The sequence below is a fragment of the Mesorhizobium sp. M9A.F.Ca.ET.002.03.1.2 genome, assembly GCF_003952365.1.
GTDB lineage: Bacteria > Pseudomonadota > Alphaproteobacteria > Rhizobiales > Rhizobiaceae > Mesorhizobium.
The window spans coordinates 3,956,645-3,971,247 of sequence record NZ_CP034443.1; the positions used below are offsets into that span (position 1 = coordinate 3,956,645).

The following is a 14,603-nucleotide window of genomic DNA, read 5'->3' on the forward strand; positions in this document are numbered from 1 at the left end:
AGTCTCTCGAATTTTGCGCCGCGCGAAGCGGCGAAGATTCCTAGCACGGGCGCCCCCGGTTTCGTGTGACAGTTTTTTGACTGTCGTCCGAGGCGCGCCTACGAACGCGGTTGTTTGGAGGTAATCTGGAATAATACGCCGTTGACTTGCGTTTACGCAAAGAGCACGACGCAATCCACGCGGAGGACGTCCGATGCATGCCGGCTTCCCACGAAGCGTACTCATAGCGGTATTGGGAGCCGTGATGGCGAGCTGCGCTAGCTTTTCAGCGCAGAAAACAGGGGCAACAACTGGCTATGGCCCCAACCCCACTTTACCGAAACCGAGGCCGACGCTGATCCCGACCGTCAACATCGCCGAGGCGAAAGGCTGGCGGAAGGGTGGGATGCCGACCCCGGCGAAGGGGCTGGCAGTGAATGCCTTCGCCGCCGGCCTCGACCATCCGCGCTGGCTGCACGTGCTTCCGAACGGTGACGTGCTGGTTGCCGAAACCAATGCCCCTGCCAAGCATGACGAGGGCTTCAGCCTTAAAAAGGTCTTCATGGGCCTGGCTATGAAGCGTGCCGGCGCCGCGACCAAAAGCGCCAACCGCATCACGCTCCTGCGCGACACCAATGGTGACGGCATTGCGGATGTGCGCAGGACGTTCGCGGAAGGCCTCAATTCACCCTTCGGTATGACGCTGTCCAAAGGCAAGCTGTATGTCGCGAACACCGACGCGCTCGTCGCTTTCCCCTACTCCAAAGGCCAGACCCGAGTCACCACGCCGCCGGAAAAGATCATCGACTTGCCGGCCGGAGATCTCAACCATCATTGGACCAAGGACGTGATCGCAAGTCCGGATGGACGCAAGCTCTATGTCACCGTCGGCTCCAACAGTAACGTTGGAGAAAACGGCATGGCCGCGGAGAAGAACCGGGCCGCCGTCCTTGAAGTGGATCGGTCGACCCGCCGCACCAAGGTCTTCGCGTCCGGGCTGCGCAACCCGAACGGGCTGTCCTGGAACACTGAAACTGGCGAGCTTTGGGTCGCCGTGAACGAGCGTGACGAGATCGGCGACGATCTCGTCCCGGATTACATGACCTCGGTTCGTGACGGAGCGTTTTACGGCTGGCCCTACAGTTACTTCGGACAGAACGTCGACGAACGGGTCAGGCCGCAGCGCCCCGATCTGGTGGCGAGGGCGGTCAAGCCCGATTATGCGCTGGGTTCCCATACCGCCTCGTTGGGACTGACCTTCTCCAAAGGCACGCCGCTCGGTTCGGCCTACCGCAACGGCGCCTTCGTCGGCCAGCACGGCTCGTGGAACAGAAGCGTGCGCAGCGGTTACAAGGTGATCTTCGTACCGTTCCGAGGTGGTGAACCGAGCGGTCCCCCGAAGGATGTGCTCACTGGCTTCATCGGGCGTGATGGCAAGGCGATGGGCCGTCCGGTCGGCGTTGCTATCGATCAGACCGGCGCACTGCTCGTCGCCGACGATGTCGGCAATGTCATCTGGCGGGTCAGCCGGGCGAATGGCCGTTGAGCGCAGCTGCCTGTCCGGCTCCTCACCAGATCCAAACCGGCGATCCGCGCCCTCGCCGTCCCTCCGACTTCCAAAGGTTCTACACTGCCGTGTCGAGGCACTAGAGCTTGTCGATCACCGACTGCACACCCTCGGTCGGCGCATCGACCGACGATCCAGCGACCATGATGGCGGCGACGATCGCTTCCGGGTCTTCGACCACCAGCGGCTTGACCCGCTGCGCGGTGTGGATGAAGCCTTCGGCCATCATATGGTCGAGCAGCGCCAGCATCGGATCCCAGAATCCGCCAACGTTGCCGAAGACGATTGGCTTGCGATGATGGCCGAGCTGCGCCCAGGTCATGATCTCGATGATTTCCTCGACAGTGCCGATGCCGCCGGGCAGCGCCACAAAGGCGTCGGATTTCTCGAACATGCTGTGCTTGCGCTCGTGCATGTTGTCGGTGATCACGAGCTCGTCGAGCCGGTCAAGCGCGGTTTCGGTGGCCTCCCTGTTGATCAGGAAGCGCGGAATGATGCCCGTCACCTTGCCGCCAGCCCGCAACGCGCCTTCGGCGACGGCTCCCATGATGCCCCTGGTGCCGCCGCCATAGATCAGACGCAGGCCGGACTTGGCGATCGAACGCCCAAGCAGGTGTCCGGCCTTGGCATAGGTTTCATCGCGGCCCGGAGACGAGCCGCAATAGACACAGACGGATCGAATCGTGTTCATGAGATGATTGGTGATTGGGTCTTTATTCGTGGTCAAGCCCGGGGCGGGCTTTTTCTTGTCGGTTTGGGCAAAACAGGCTAGACCGGCATTAGGTGGCTAAGGGGCAGGGAAATATGGCAATTAATCCATTGAAGGCGTTTTTGTTCGCCGCCGGCGGCTCCGTTGCCGCTGCGGGAACCGCCTATGTGTCGGGCGCGCTCGACCCATATCTCAATCGCACCCCGCCGGCGGAAGTCGCCTCGCTGACTTCGCCGGCAGAAAAGCCGGCCGAGCCGGCGGCCGAGGGACAGCTGCCGTCAGCGCCGGATGAGACGGCGCCGGCAGCGCCGGCACCGGCCGTGGCTGGGGTAGTCGCTCCGAGTTTCGATGTCGTGCGGGTGGAAAGCAATGGTTCCATTGTCGTCGCCGGCAATGCGGCGCCCAACGCCAAGGTGGAGATCCTCAACGGTTCGACGGTTCTCGGCTCGACGGTCGCCGGTCCCGATGGCGCCTTTGCCATCGTTCTCGACGATCCGCTTAAATCCGGCGACTACACGATCACGCTGCGTTCGATGACGCCCGACAATGTCGTGACCCCCTCGGTGCAGACCGCCGTCGTCTCGATTCCCCAGAATCCGTCCGGCCAGGTGCTGGCCATGGTCGAGGAGCCGGGAAAGCCGTCTGAACTGCTCACCGTTCCCACCGCCGAGACAAAGCCTGAAGCGCCGGCTGCCGGCGACCAGGCGGCTGCCCCGGCGCCCGAGGCGCCTGCCGCCGCGGCGCCAGCCGCACCGGCACCTGCTGCACCTGCCGCCCCGGCTGCCACAGACCCAGCCGCACCCGAGCCGGCTCCACCAGCGCCTGCTGCCGCTGTGGCGGAGGCCAAGATCATTGTCGAAGCCGTCGAGATCGACGGCAATAAGATCTTCGTCGCCGGCCTCGCCGACCCCGGCCGCAAGGTGCGCGCCTACGCCAACGACATCTTGCTCGGCGACGCCAAAACCTCGCCCGATGGCCACTTCCTGGTTGAGGCGACGCGCGACATTCCAGTCGGCACCTACACCATTCATGTCGACGCACTCGATGCCGACGGGGTCAAGGTGGTGGCCCGTGCCGCCGTGCCGTTCGAGCGGGAGCCGGGCGAGTCGATCGCCGCCGTGGCACCCACCGAGCCGAAGCCGGCCGAGGTTCAGCCTGCCGCGCCGCCCGTCGCTGACGCGACCGCGCCTGCTGCCCCCGCTGCCCAAGCCCCGGCTGGAGTGGCGGCGACGACGCCTCCGGCCAAAATTCCCGAGACGACGGCGCCCCAGCTCGAGCATGTAGATGGCGCCGTCATCATCCGCCGCCACGACACGCTGTGGCGGATATCGCGGCGGGTCTACGGACAAGGCATTCGCTACTCGACCATCTACCTCGCCAATCAGGACCAGATCAGCAATCCCAACCGCATCTGGCCGGGGCAGGTGTTCAAGGTCCCGGAAAAATCGCAGGAAGGCGAAGCCGCCGACCTCAAGGCGATGGGCGACCAGATGACGACGGCCCCCGCCAAGGCCAACTAGACGTTCAAGATCAGTTAGACGGTCAAGACCCTTAGGAATCAATTTTCTTGGTCCGGGTCTCTTGCGGAAAGTTTGTTCATCGTCTATCGGCGATAGACGATGAATGCTCCCCTGATCGAGAAGACCTGCGGCTTCGCCGACAGCCAGTCCGTCGCCGCGAAGCTTGCCGCGCTTTCGCATCCGGCGCGGATCGAGATTCTCAGGCATCTTTCGGCCAGCCGCTCCTGCTGCTGCCGCGAGGTCGTCGACCATCTCGACTTGGCGCAATCCACCGTTTCGCAGCACCTGAAGATATTGGTCGACGCCGGGCTCGTCCGCTATGAACCGGACCGGCAACGCTCGCGCTATGAAGTCGACGGCGATGCGCTCGCCGATGTTTCCGCATCGCTGGCCGCGCTCGTCAATTCCTGCTGCCCTGGCCGCTAGACCATGATCCCGAACCGAAGGACCGCGTCAGCGAAAAGTGGAAGCCTGTTTTTGCTGCGCTGACCTACGGTTCGGAAAACGACCATGGTCAAGCAATAAGACATAAGAAAAAGGCAACAAGAATGGCCGAAAAAACCGTTTCCGCCGACTCCGGTTCGACCTTCAAGACATTGCGCAACCTTTGGCCGTACATGTGGCCGGCCGATCGCGCCGACCTAAGGGCACGGGTGGTGTGGGCAACCGTGCTTCTGGTCGTCGCCAAGCTGACGCTGGTTGCCGGTCCCTATTTCTTCAAATGGGCGACCGATGCGCTGGCCGGCGACGCCAGGTCGGTGCCGCCGCTGCCGGCTTTCCTGCTGGCGCCGGTCATGCTGGTCGTCGCCTACAATGTCGTGCGGCTGTTGCAGCTCGGCTTCAACCAACTGCGCGATGCGCTGTTTGCACGCGTCGGGCAGTATGCGGTGCGCCAGCTTGCCTTCCGCACTTTCATCCACATGCATCAACTGTCGCTGCGCTTCCATCTCGAACGCCGCACAGGCGGCCTGTCACGCATCATCGAGCGCGGCACCAAGGGTATCGAGACGATCGTTCGCTTCACCGTGCTCAACACCTTGCCGACCATCCTCGAATTCGCGCTGACGGCCGGCATTTTCGCTTATGCCTATGGCTGGAAATATGTCGCGGTCGTCGCGGTCACGGTCTGGCTCTATGTCTGGTTCACGGTCAGGGCGAGCGACTGGCGCATCGGCATCCGCCGCGACATGAACGACAGCGACACCGACGCCAACACCAAGGCGATCGACTCGCTGCTCAACTTCGAGACGGTCAAGTATTTCAACAACGAGGCGATGGAGGCCCAGCGCTTCGACCGTTCGATGGCGCGCTACGAGATCGCCGCGACCAAGATATGGACTTCGCTTGGTTGGCTGAACTTCGGCCAGGGCGTCATCTTCGGCCTCGGCACGGTCATCGTCATGTGCCTTTCGGCGCTGGAAGTGCAGGCTGGCACGCAGACTGTCGGCGACTTCGTCTTCATCAACGCCATGCTGATGCAGCTATCGGTGCCGCTCAACTTCATCGGCTTCATCTACCGTGAAATCCGGCAAGGCCTGACCGACATCGAGCAAATGTTCGACCTGCTCGACGTGCCGCAGGAGATCGTCGATAAACCAGGTGCCAAGCCGCTGGTCGTCGGCGCCGGCAAGGTCGAGTTCCGCGACGTGCATTTTTCCTACGATCCGAACCGCAAGATCCTGAAAGGGATCAGCTTCGAGGTGCCGGCTGGCAAAACGGTTGCCATTGTCGGGCCGTCGGGCGCCGGCAAGTCGACCATTTCGCGGCTCCTGTTCCGCTTTTACGACATCCAGGGCGGCAAGATCCTGATCGACGGCGACGACATTCGCGACGTAACGCAGGAGAGCCTGCGCGCGGCGATCGGCATGGTGCCGCAGGACACCGTGCTGTTCAACGACACCATCGCCTACAACATCCGCTACGGCCGCATCGATGCCAGCGAGGAGGACGTCCGCAAGGCGGCCGAACTCGCTCAGATCGGGCCGTTCATCGAGCGGCTGCCCGACGGCTACCGATCGATGGTCGGCGAGCGCGGGCTGAAACTCTCCGGCGGCGAGAAGCAGCGCGTGGCGATTGCCCGCACCATCCTGAAGGCGCCGCCGATCCTGATGCTCGACGAGGCGACCTCGGCGCTGGACAGCCATACCGAACAGGAGATCCAGGCGGCGCTCGATCTCGTCAGTCAGGGCCGCACCACCATCGTCATCGCCCACCGGCTGTCGACGGTGATTTCGGCCGACGAGATCATAGTGCTGCAGGATGGCCAGATCGCCGAGCGCGGCACTCATGCCGCCTTGATGCGCAAGGCTGGCCTCTACGCCTCGATGTGGGACCGCCAGCGCGAAGCGACGGAGGCCGAGGAGCGGCTGCGCATTGCGCGCGAGAGCGACGAACTCGGCGTTGTTGTGCGGAGGCGCCCCTCGGAGGTGTCATAACGCGGTGCCTTCACAGTGACGTGGCTGCAATAGCGCTTTTAAAATGTCCACTATCGGGTCCCGATGAAGCAGAAGGTATCTTTCGCTTTCTGCTCGAAATGGTAGCATAGATGGAGCTTGATACTACCAAAAGTTGCGTATGCCACTAAGGGGGTGGAATGTTCGGGATATTTTCGCGCAAGGCCAAGAAAAAGCCAGAGCAGCCGGCAGCCAATTTGGCGGCTTGTGCAGAGCCCGCACCCGCAAACCAGGCAGTGCCATCGGTAATTGTGAAGCGGTCCGCTGTAGAGCAGTCGGCGGACGGCGGACATTTGCATCTGGTCTTTGCCGTTAATGCTTTTGTCGAGACCATGCGTGACGAAGGACTCTATACGCTTTCCGAACTTCCACCGAAGGCCGTGCATGTTGATCGTGCCGATGTCTATTTGGCGCAAGTGAACAATGGCGGCCATAGCCAGTTTATCCATAACTGTAATGTTTACGGAATTCTGGGGGAGGTGATTAACCATGCTGCCACCGGCCTGGCCGGAATGGGTGCACTACAACATCTGGCAGTTTTAAAAAGAATGGCCGCCTGGGCAGATCGGTACCCCGACGAGGTCAAAGAGCAGACCGGCTTCGAGGGTGGTCGTGCTTCGTTACTCGATGAACTTGACGATCTCTTCTATGAGGCGGACAAAGCATCGCCGATGCTCGCCCTTTCGGCTCGGTGGATCACCTCATGGCCTGAACTGATAGTTGTCGACGACGCCGACTACGCTGGGGCAATTCGTCGACTGGTGATGGCCAATCCGTTGCGTGAGCCCAGGCTTCTCCATCGCTCGATCGCCAAGTTGGTCAGTCAAATGATTGGCTGGCGTGAGGTTGGCGTCGCCCTTGCCTATGCAAAAGCACTGAAGTCCGAGGTCAAAATGGAATTCGGCATGGCGAGGATGCTGGAGGTCGAGGGCGAGAAGCAGATGGTCTTTCAACTGCGCACCAGCGCAAAGGAGCCACGTCTATGCGTCGCGACGGAGACGCATGCGGCCATCTATGAACACATCGCTCCCGATGATCGGCTCGTGCCGCGTCCGGGTGAGAGCCCGCTCACGGCAGGTACCCCGCGAGTCGGCAAGCGGCTTGCGCGTGTCGAAGCACCCGAAATCGCAATGGCGATCGAATTGGCCGAGGAATATCACGCGCCGGTGGCCGTCGATCTGCTGTTGCGCAAAGCCGGGTTCGATCCGACCGACGCCATCGTCTCGGCGAACTCGGTTATACCGGGGGACGGAGGCGCGGTCGTGAATTGGGTGGTCATGGCCAGCGGTCATGCATTCCTGTTGCGGTCGTCCCCGGACGGCTGCATGCTGTGGCGCGGTGGCCAGGAGGAGAGCATTGCGGAGGCCTACCAACCTGAACTTCAGGAGCATTTCGACCGGAGTGCAGCTGACCAATCCGTCTGAACATATTCCGACAGGGGGGTCGATAAGCCGGAATTCTCGATCTCTGCCGCTCTCCGGCAGCGAATGACCGCTTGACGACGATGCGGGGGTGTCAGGTACCAAGCCTCTCCCATTGCCGCGTTGCGGCCACAAGGTGTTTCCGCTATTGAGGCCGGACTTGAAACAAGGGCTGTCCCCGTCCCATGGACATCGTCGACACGATCAAGAAAACGTTCGTTCCGATCCATCGCGAAGGCTATCCGTTCATCGCGGCGTTTGCCGCGGTGACGCTTTTCCTCGGCTATTTCTCTTCGATCCTGTTCTGGATCTGCCTCATCCTGACGGCCTGGTGCGTCTATTTCTTCCGCGATCCGGAGCGCGTCACGCCTGTCGACGACCGGCTGGTGGTGAGCCCGGCCGACGGCATCATCACCGCGGTCGGTCCGGCCGTGCCGCCGCGCGAACTCGGACTCGGCGGCAGCGAAATGACCCGCATCTCGGTGTTCATGGACGTCTTCTCCTGCCATGTGAACCGCGCTCCGGTGCGCGGCCGCATCACAAGGATCGAGCATCGGCCGGGCGCATTCCTCAACGCCGCACTCGACAAGGCGAGTGCTGACAACGAGCGCAACGGCCTGGTCATCGACAGCCCTAACGGCACGGTGGCCGCAGTGCAGATCGCCGGCCTGGTGGCACGGCGCATCGTCTGCTGGGCCGAGGCCGGCGGCACGATCGGCATCGGCGAGCGCTTCGGGCTGATCCGCTTCGGCTCGCGCGTCGATGTGTTCCTGCCCTCGACGGCAACACCGCGTGTCGCCGTCGGCCAGACTGCGGTTGGCGGTGAGACCATACTGGCCGAATTCGGCGGTGTCGCCGCAACGCCGCTCGTGCGGGTGTCCTGAGCCGTGGGCGCGCCATTCAAGAAATTCGAGGCGCATGGCGGCGGCGGCCCGCACATCCGTGAAATCCCGATGCGCATGGTGCTGCCCAATCTCGTCACCGTGCTCGCCATCTGCGCCGGCCTCTCCGGCATCCGCTTCGGCTTCGAAGGCCGTTTCGAGCCGGCGGTGGTGATGGTGCTGCTCGCCGCCTTCCTCGACGGCATCGACGGCCGCCTGGCGCGGATGCTGAAGGCGACGTCCAAATTCGGCGCGCAGATGGATTCGCTGGCCGACATCGTCAATTTCGGCGTAGCACCCGCGCTGGTGCTCTATGCCTTCCTGCTCGACCGCGCCGGCTCGCCGGGCTGGATTGCCGCGCTCCTGTTCACCATCGCCTGCGGGCTGAGACTCGCTCGCTTCAACGTTCTCGACGAAGAGACCGATCGGCCGCAGTGGCAGGTCGAGTATTTCGTCGGTGTGCCAGCGCCGGCGGGCGCCGTGCTGGTGATGCTGCCGCTCTATCTGTACTTTCTGCGGCTTGGCCTGGAGCCGTCCCGCCCTGCGGCCTACGTCGCCACCGGCTTCACCATTCTGGTCGCCTTCCTGCTGGTCAGTCGGCTGCCGGTCTATTCCGGCAAGAGTCTGAAAGTCCCGGGCGACAGGGTGCTGCCGATCATCCTCGGCGTCGTCCTCTACATCCTGCTGTTGATGACCTACCCTTGGTACACGCTGACGGCGTCGGTCGCCGGCTATCTGATCTTCCTGCCGTTCAGCGTCCGCGCCTATTCGAGGCGCGCCAAGCGCGAAGGCGAGAAGGTGCCGCCTTCAGACATCGGCTGACAGCCCTGTCGCCAATTCGCTCCGGCAGTCACCTGGCGCGGGAACCTGCCGGGCATGTTGACCGTTCTGTCTGAGCGGGCGAGGCGCGCGACCTCGCGAAATGCCTCGCCACTGATCTCTCAAGCTGCTGTCCCAGGTGCAGCACCTGGAGAAGAGCGAGGAGAAATGGCTGTCGTCCTCATCGGTGCGTTGCTCATTGTCGCTGGCGTTGTGTACATGGCTGGCGCGGCCCTCGGGCGTGGGCGGCTCAGCGATCCGGAGCCTGTTCGCACGGCGCCGGATCGCCCGACCCCAAAACTCGCAACGCCAGGCCCGACACTTGAGCCGCGGCGGCGCGGCCTCGGTTTCCTCGGCCTGTCGCAGAACTGGCCGGGCCTGCTGATGATGGCTGTCGGCGTCATCCTGCTGTTGTCGGTGGTGGTCCTTTAATGCAGTCGCCCAAAAGTACGCAGCGATTTTGGGATAACGACATGCATAAGAACAAGAATTTAAAGCGCGCCGCCGCACGGATACTTTCAGACGCGACGCGCCTTAAGCTGCCGCGCTGAGCCCCAGCCGGTCGATCGCCAGTTTGCGGGTCGAGACATAGTCGGTCTTGCCCGAACCCAGCACCGGGATTTCCTCGACCTTGACGATGTCGTTCGGCACCATCAGGTCGGCAGCACCGGCCTTTTTTCCGAAGGTGCGCAATTCGTCGGGGTTGGCGTCATTGGCGGTGGTGACCAGCACGATGCGCTCGCCACGGCGTTTGTCCGGCACCGCCACCACGGCGTGGTGCTCTTCCGGCCATAGCGACTGCACCAGCATCTCGACCGCGCCCAGCGACACCATCTCGCCGGCGATCTTGGCGAAGCGCTTGGCCCGGCCGCGGATGGTGAGGAAGCCTTCGCGGTCTATCGAGACGATGTCGCCGGTATCGTGCCAGCCGTCGCGCGGCTGCAATTCACCGGGCCGATCTGATGTCATGTAGCCCATCATCAGGTTCGGCCCGTCGAGCCACAACTGTCCGGCGCCGCTGACGCCCTCGACCGGTTCGAGTTTCATCCGCATGGCCGGCAACAGCCGCCCGACCGTGCCGTCGCGGCCGTGGATGGCTGTGTTGACGGCAACAACGGGCGCTGCCTCGGTCAGCCCGAAACCCTCGATGATCTCGGCCTGGAAGCGTTCACGGTAGACGCGGCGCGTCTCCGGTTTCACCGCCTCGGCGCCGGCGACGATGAAGCGCAGGCTGGAGAAATCGCCGTCCTTGGCGGTGCGTGCATAATTGGCGAGGAACGTGTCGGTGCCGAACATGACGGTCGGCCTTGCCTTGCGCGCGACCTCGGGGATCAGCTTGTAGTGGAGCGGAGAGGGGTAGAGGAACAGTTTTACCCCGGTGACCAGCGGCAGGATGGTGCCGCCGGTGAGCCCGAACGAGTGGAACACCGGCAGCACGTTGAGCAGGATGTCGGCCGGCGAGATGGTGATGCGGGCTTCGGCCTGCATGGCGTTGGCGAGAAGGTTCCTATGCGACAGCACCACCGCCTTGGGCGTGCCCTCCGAGCCTGAGGTGAACAGGATCACCGCCGGCTTGGCCGCGTCCTGCCGCTGCAGCGGCAGGCGCCACAGCAAAGCGGCGGCGAGCTTGTCCAGCACGGTTACGCTGGCCCGCACATCCTCCAGCCATAGCAGCCTGGCGCCGCCTTCTTCCACCGCCGCGACGATGTCAGCGAGGCTGGCCTTGTCGATAAAGGCTCGTGACGAGACCACGGTGCGGATTTCCGCCGTGCGCACGGCCGCGGTGACGCTGGCCGGGCCTGCAGTATAGTTGACCATCGCCGCGACCCGGCTCGCTGATAACAGGCCAATGAGCGACAGCACGACGCCGTTGGCGTTGGGCAGCAGCAGTCCAACCGCTTCGCCCGGCGCCGTCACAGCCTCGAAGCGGCGACCCAGCACCCGCGCGCCGATGAACAGCTTTCTGTAGCTCAGTGCGCCGCCGATCACGTCTTCGACGATAGGATGCGAGGCGCCGACACGGTCGGCGGCGTCGCGTATGGCGAGAAACAGCCCGCGATCAAGATCGCTGCCGAACAGCCGGGCCTCGGCGAAACGGTCGAACAGCGCATTGGTGTTCGAGGACTGATCAGGGTTTCGCGCCGTCAGCTCGGCGATGGTCATTGGCTCCAGCACACTGATCGACAGGCGCGGAAACCAGCGCCGCGGCGCCTTGTCCGCCGGCGTCAGCGATGCCGGCAGCGTTCGCGCGCCGGCGACGAAGATCGGCACGATGCGGGCTTCGGCCTGCATGGCGATGCGGGTGACGGCGCGAAACAGGCGAAATGTCCTGACATCAGGCTCGACCGTATCCGGCAGGTAGACGGCGAGGCGGCCCTTGCCCTTCAGCACCCGCACCAGCCGGCGGCTGACGAAGACATGCTCGGCGTTGAAGGCGATGGTGCGGCCAAGCTCTCGCCAGGGTTCGAGCCAGGGCGACCGCGCCGAGGCTTCGTCGAGGATATGCAGCGTGTCTTCCGGCAGCAGTGACAGCATCAGCGCCGGTTCGAGGCGCGACTGATGCGAAATGACGTAGATGACCGGGGCGGCTGCGTTGCGGGCGATCTTGATACGGCCGTCGGCAACCCGGTAGGCGAGCTTGAACGGCACATAAAGCAGCGCCTGGATGAAGCGCAGGCCGAGGCGGAATTTTTCCACCACGCCGATTAGCAGCCAGGCCGCAACGAGGCCCGCAAGCAGCGCCAGTGTCAGGATCATGCCGCATCTCTCCCAACGTTTTTAACGTCGCGCCTCTTTAGCGGGCGCTTCGATGAGAACCTAGCCGAAGTGGGCTCAACGTCAATGCGGAGCTTTTTTCCTTCTCTCCTTTGCGGGTGAACAGTCGGTTGCGCTCAATGCAGATGCTGCTCGACCGGGCCGGCAGCAGGTGCCGGCGTTCACACACTTCAGATGGCTGCGGGGAGTCGTTCGGGCTGATCCCGCAGCAGGAACACCATCAGTCCGGCCCCGACGGCAAGGGCGAGCGAACTCAGCCACACCCATTCGTACTGCAGGGTGAGATCGAAGAGATAGCCGCCGAGAAATGCGCCAGCCGCCGCGCCGATCGAATGGCCGGCCGAAATCAGGCCCATCGCTAGCCCCATGACGCGCACTCCGAGATGGCTGGCGACCAAACTGGCGGTGACCGGAACCGTTGCATAGTCCACCGCCCCGAATAGGACGGCGAAGACCACCAGCATCTCATAGTCGGCCCCGATATTCATCAGGATGATGAAAGTCAGCCCTCTGACCAGATAAATGGAGCCGAGCAGCACGACCCTGTTCATGCGATCGGCGAGCCATCCGGCTCCGATCATGCCAAGCATGTTGACCGCAGACAGCGTCCCATAGGCAGCAGCGCTTGGAATTGGGCCGAAGCCGCAGAACGAGGCGTAGGGCAGGAAGTGCGTCTCGATGACGCCGGACGTCGTGTAACCGCAGAGCAGAAAGCTCCAGAACAGGACATGAAAGGCCGGTTTCCTGGCGATCGAGTAAATATCGGCCGAAAGCGAGGATGACGATGCGTGACCCGTCGGCGCGTTGGAACCATGCTCGACCGCCGCGAGCGTCCTCCACAGGAAAGGGATCAGGGCCAGGCAAGCGATCCCGATGGCAAGAAAGCTCCACCGCCAACTGAATGCCGTCAGCACGATCGCGATGACGGGGACGATCAGAAACTGGCCTCCGGTCGCTCCCGACGTGGCGATACCGGTCGCCAATCCGCGATTGCGGTCGAACAGGCGAGCTATCGCGGTCGAGACGACGTGCGTGGCGACGATGCCGAATCCCAAGGCTGAGATTCCACTGTAGCCGATCAGAAACACCATGGAATTGCCGGTGGCCGCCACGATCAGGCAGCCTCCACACAAAAGAGCGAGACCGGCAACCAGCGTGACGCGCACGCCCTGGCGGTCGATGAGGCGGCCGGCGACGGGAGCTGTGGCCGCCATGACCAGCAGCGACACTGCCGCCGCGCCGGAGATGAAGCTGCGCGACCAGCCGAATTCCTGCGTCCATACGGGCATGACCAGCCCGAGCGTGGCCCGTGCGGAAAAAGCCAGCGCGAGCGCCAGAAAGCCGAAAGCAACGACAAGCCACGGTAACAATTGGGATGATCCCGATTTCGTTTGAAGCATGGATTCTTTCCTGACCGTTTGGCCAAGGATTTCGAGAGGACAGGAACTCCGCAAACGATGGTTTGTCCAGCCATGTTTAGCTGTGCTAAATATGAACATGGCCGTTCGTCTTTCCCTGTTGCACACCTTTGTCGTCGTCGCCCGCTCTGGTCGTATGCGCCATGCTGCCGATCAGATGGCGGTCACGCCGGGTGCGATCAGTCAGCGCATTCGCGAGCTGGAGGATGCAGTCGGTCAGCGTCTGTTCACCCGGACGCAAGCGGGCGTCGAGCTCAATGCAGCCGGCAAGGCGCTGTTCGCCTCGCTTGATGATCCGTTCCGTATGATCGAGGACGTCGACCGGAAGCTGGATGGCGCACCATCTCGGCGGATCACGATCACCACCATGAGTTCCTTCGCGGCGAACTGGCTGGTGCCGCGCCTCGTCGGTTTCTCACGACGACATCCTGACATCGATGTTGCCATGGAGACCGAAAGCCGCATCGTCGATCTCAGGCGCGAACCTGTCGACCTGGCGATCCGCCACGGGCTGGGGGACTATCCCGGTCTTGAGGCCACATGGCTCATGGCCCCGGAGTTGATCGTTGTCGCCAGTCCCGAGCTTCTGCGATCCGGGCGGCCGATCGCGACGCCAGCAGACTGTCTCGCCTTTCCATTGCTGCATGACATAGGCCGGGCCGACTGGCGACTCTGGTTCGCGGCACAGGGCGTGGACTTGACCCAAGATCTGAAAGGACCGTCATTCTCCGACGATCACCTTATGGTCAGGGCGGCGGTGTCCGGTCAGGGACTGGCGCTTGTCCGCAACGTCTATGCCGATGATGACCTTCGCGCGAACCGGCTGGTGCAGGCGATTGCCGTGCGGTGGCCGACGCAATTCGCCTATTATGCCGTCGGCACAGCGGAAGCGTTGCAGCGGCCCGCTGTGCGTCACTTCCGCGACTGGCTGGCAATGGAAGCAAGCGAGAATCCCGCGCGCTGACCTATTGCCGGCATTCGAACTGAGGCACCATCCAATTCACTTTCGACGAACCGGCTGCTGCGCCTCGCAGTACACCTCGACCCGTTCCGGTGTCTGC

12 protein-coding genes are annotated in these 14,603 nt (G+C 63.1%); 9 read left to right on the forward strand and 3 right to left on the reverse strand.

The features are described from left to right. The first annotated feature begins 193 nt into the window (after positions 1 to 193). Entirely contained in the window at positions 194 to 1,525 is a 1,332-nt protein-coding gene (locus EJ066_RS18950; RefSeq protein ID WP_126040554.1) for a sorbosone dehydrogenase family protein, read from the forward strand. Positions 1,526 to 1,625: 100 nt separating this feature from the next. Here the strand turns inward: EJ066_RS18950 and EJ066_RS18955 are convergent, their stop codons facing one another. After that, positions 1,626 to 2,237 (reverse strand): TIGR00730 family Rossman fold protein, encoded by a 612-nt coding sequence (locus EJ066_RS18955; protein ID WP_126040556.1) that lies wholly within the window; start codon positions 2,235 to 2,237, stop codon positions 1,626 to 1,628. Between the two features lie 113 nt (positions 2,238 to 2,350). Between EJ066_RS18955 and EJ066_RS18960 the strand changes: the two genes are divergently transcribed. The 7 genes from EJ066_RS18960 (at position 2,351) to EJ066_RS18990 (ending at position 9,781) form a co-directional block, all read left to right on the forward strand. Next, positions 2,351 to 3,775: an Ig-like domain-containing protein gene (locus EJ066_RS18960; protein ID WP_126040558.1), complete on the forward strand. Its 1,425-nt coding sequence runs from the start codon at positions 2,351 to 2,353 to the stop codon at positions 3,773 to 3,775. 99 nt (positions 3,776 to 3,874) lie between these two features. Continuing rightward, positions 3,875 to 4,201 carry a metalloregulator ArsR/SmtB family transcription factor gene (locus EJ066_RS18965; RefSeq protein ID WP_126040561.1) on the forward strand — a complete coding sequence of 109 codons (327 nt, stop codon included), beginning with the start codon at positions 3,875 to 3,877 and terminating at the stop codon, positions 4,199 to 4,201. A gap of 122 nt (positions 4,202 to 4,323) precedes the next feature. Continuing rightward, the gene (locus EJ066_RS18970) at positions 4,324 to 6,210 is read left to right on the forward strand and encodes an ABC transporter ATP-binding protein/permease (RefSeq protein ID WP_126040563.1); all 1,887 of its coding nucleotides are present in this window, start codon (positions 4,324 to 4,326) and stop codon (positions 6,208 to 6,210) included. A 158-nt stretch (positions 6,211 to 6,368) separates the two neighbouring features. Then, the gene (locus EJ066_RS18975) at positions 6,369 to 7,652 is read left to right on the forward strand and encodes a DUF4375 domain-containing protein (RefSeq protein WP_126040565.1); all 1,284 of its coding nucleotides are present in this window, start codon (positions 6,369 to 6,371) and stop codon (positions 7,650 to 7,652) included. Between the two features lie 182 nt (positions 7,653 to 7,834). Further along, a complete protein-coding gene (locus EJ066_RS18980; RefSeq protein WP_126040567.1) occupies positions 7,835 to 8,533 on the forward strand; it encodes a phosphatidylserine decarboxylase in 699 nt (232 codons plus the stop codon). Between the two features lie 3 nt (positions 8,534 to 8,536). Then, the gene (locus EJ066_RS18985; RefSeq protein ID WP_126040569.1) at positions 8,537 to 9,352 is read left to right on the forward strand and encodes a phosphatidylcholine/phosphatidylserine synthase; all 816 of its coding nucleotides are present in this window, start codon (positions 8,537 to 8,539) and stop codon (positions 9,350 to 9,352) included. 165 nt (positions 9,353 to 9,517) lie between these two features. Next, positions 9,518 to 9,781 carry a hypothetical protein gene (locus EJ066_RS18990; RefSeq protein WP_126040571.1) on the forward strand — a complete coding sequence of 88 codons (264 nt, stop codon included), beginning with the start codon at positions 9,518 to 9,520 and terminating at the stop codon, positions 9,779 to 9,781. 102 nt (positions 9,782 to 9,883) lie between these two features. Here the strand turns inward: EJ066_RS18990 and EJ066_RS18995 are convergent, their stop codons facing one another. Together EJ066_RS18995 and EJ066_RS19000 are read right to left on the reverse strand one after the other, a co-directional pair. Next, a complete protein-coding gene (locus EJ066_RS18995) occupies positions 9,884 to 12,106 on the reverse strand; it encodes an AMP-binding protein (protein ID WP_126040573.1) in 2,223 nt (740 codons plus the stop codon). Between the two features lie 188 nt (positions 12,107 to 12,294). Beyond that, positions 12,295 to 13,524: an MFS transporter gene (locus EJ066_RS19000; RefSeq protein WP_126040575.1), complete on the reverse strand. Its 1,230-nt coding sequence runs from the start codon at positions 13,522 to 13,524 to the stop codon at positions 12,295 to 12,297. 97 nt (positions 13,525 to 13,621) lie between these two features. Here EJ066_RS19000 and EJ066_RS19005 point away from each other — a divergent pair, with 97 nt between their 5' ends. After that, entirely contained in the window at positions 13,622 to 14,506 is an 885-nt protein-coding gene (locus EJ066_RS19005) for a LysR substrate-binding domain-containing protein (protein ID WP_126043964.1), read from the forward strand. Positions 14,507 to 14,603 lie beyond the last annotated feature (97 nt).

Bases quoted from the DNA above. Each gene is read 5' to 3' on its own strand.
- EJ066_RS18950 (WP_126040554.1), top strand. From the start codon at position 194: ATGCATGCCGGCTTCCCACGAAGCGTACTCATAGCGGTATTGGGAGCC.
- EJ066_RS18955 (WP_126040556.1), bottom strand. From the start codon at position 2,237: ATGAACACGATTCGATCCGTCTGTGTCTATTGCGGCTCGTCTCCGGGC.
- EJ066_RS18960 (WP_126040558.1), top strand. From the start codon at position 2,351: ATGGCAATTAATCCATTGAAGGCGTTTTTGTTCGCCGCCGGCGGCTCC.
- EJ066_RS18965 (WP_126040561.1), top strand. From the start codon at position 3,875: ATGAATGCTCCCCTGATCGAGAAGACCTGCGGCTTCGCCGACAGCCAG.
- EJ066_RS18970 (WP_126040563.1), top strand. From the start codon at position 4,324: ATGGCCGAAAAAACCGTTTCCGCCGACTCCGGTTCGACCTTCAAGACA.
- EJ066_RS18975 (WP_126040565.1), top strand. From the start codon at position 6,369: ATGTTCGGGATATTTTCGCGCAAGGCCAAGAAAAAGCCAGAGCAGCCG.
- EJ066_RS18980 (WP_126040567.1), top strand. From the start codon at position 7,835: ATGGACATCGTCGACACGATCAAGAAAACGTTCGTTCCGATCCATCGC.
- EJ066_RS18990 (WP_126040571.1), top strand. From the start codon at position 9,518: ATGGCTGTCGTCCTCATCGGTGCGTTGCTCATTGTCGCTGGCGTTGTG.
- EJ066_RS18995 (WP_126040573.1), bottom strand. From the start codon at position 12,106: ATGATCCTGACACTGGCGCTGCTTGCGGGCCTCGTTGCGGCCTGGCTG.
- EJ066_RS19000 (WP_126040575.1), bottom strand. From the start codon at position 13,524: ATGCTTCAAACGAAATCGGGATCATCCCAATTGTTACCGTGGCTTGTC.
- EJ066_RS19005 (WP_126043964.1), top strand. From the start codon at position 13,622: ATGGCCGTTCGTCTTTCCCTGTTGCACACCTTTGTCGTCGTCGCCCGC.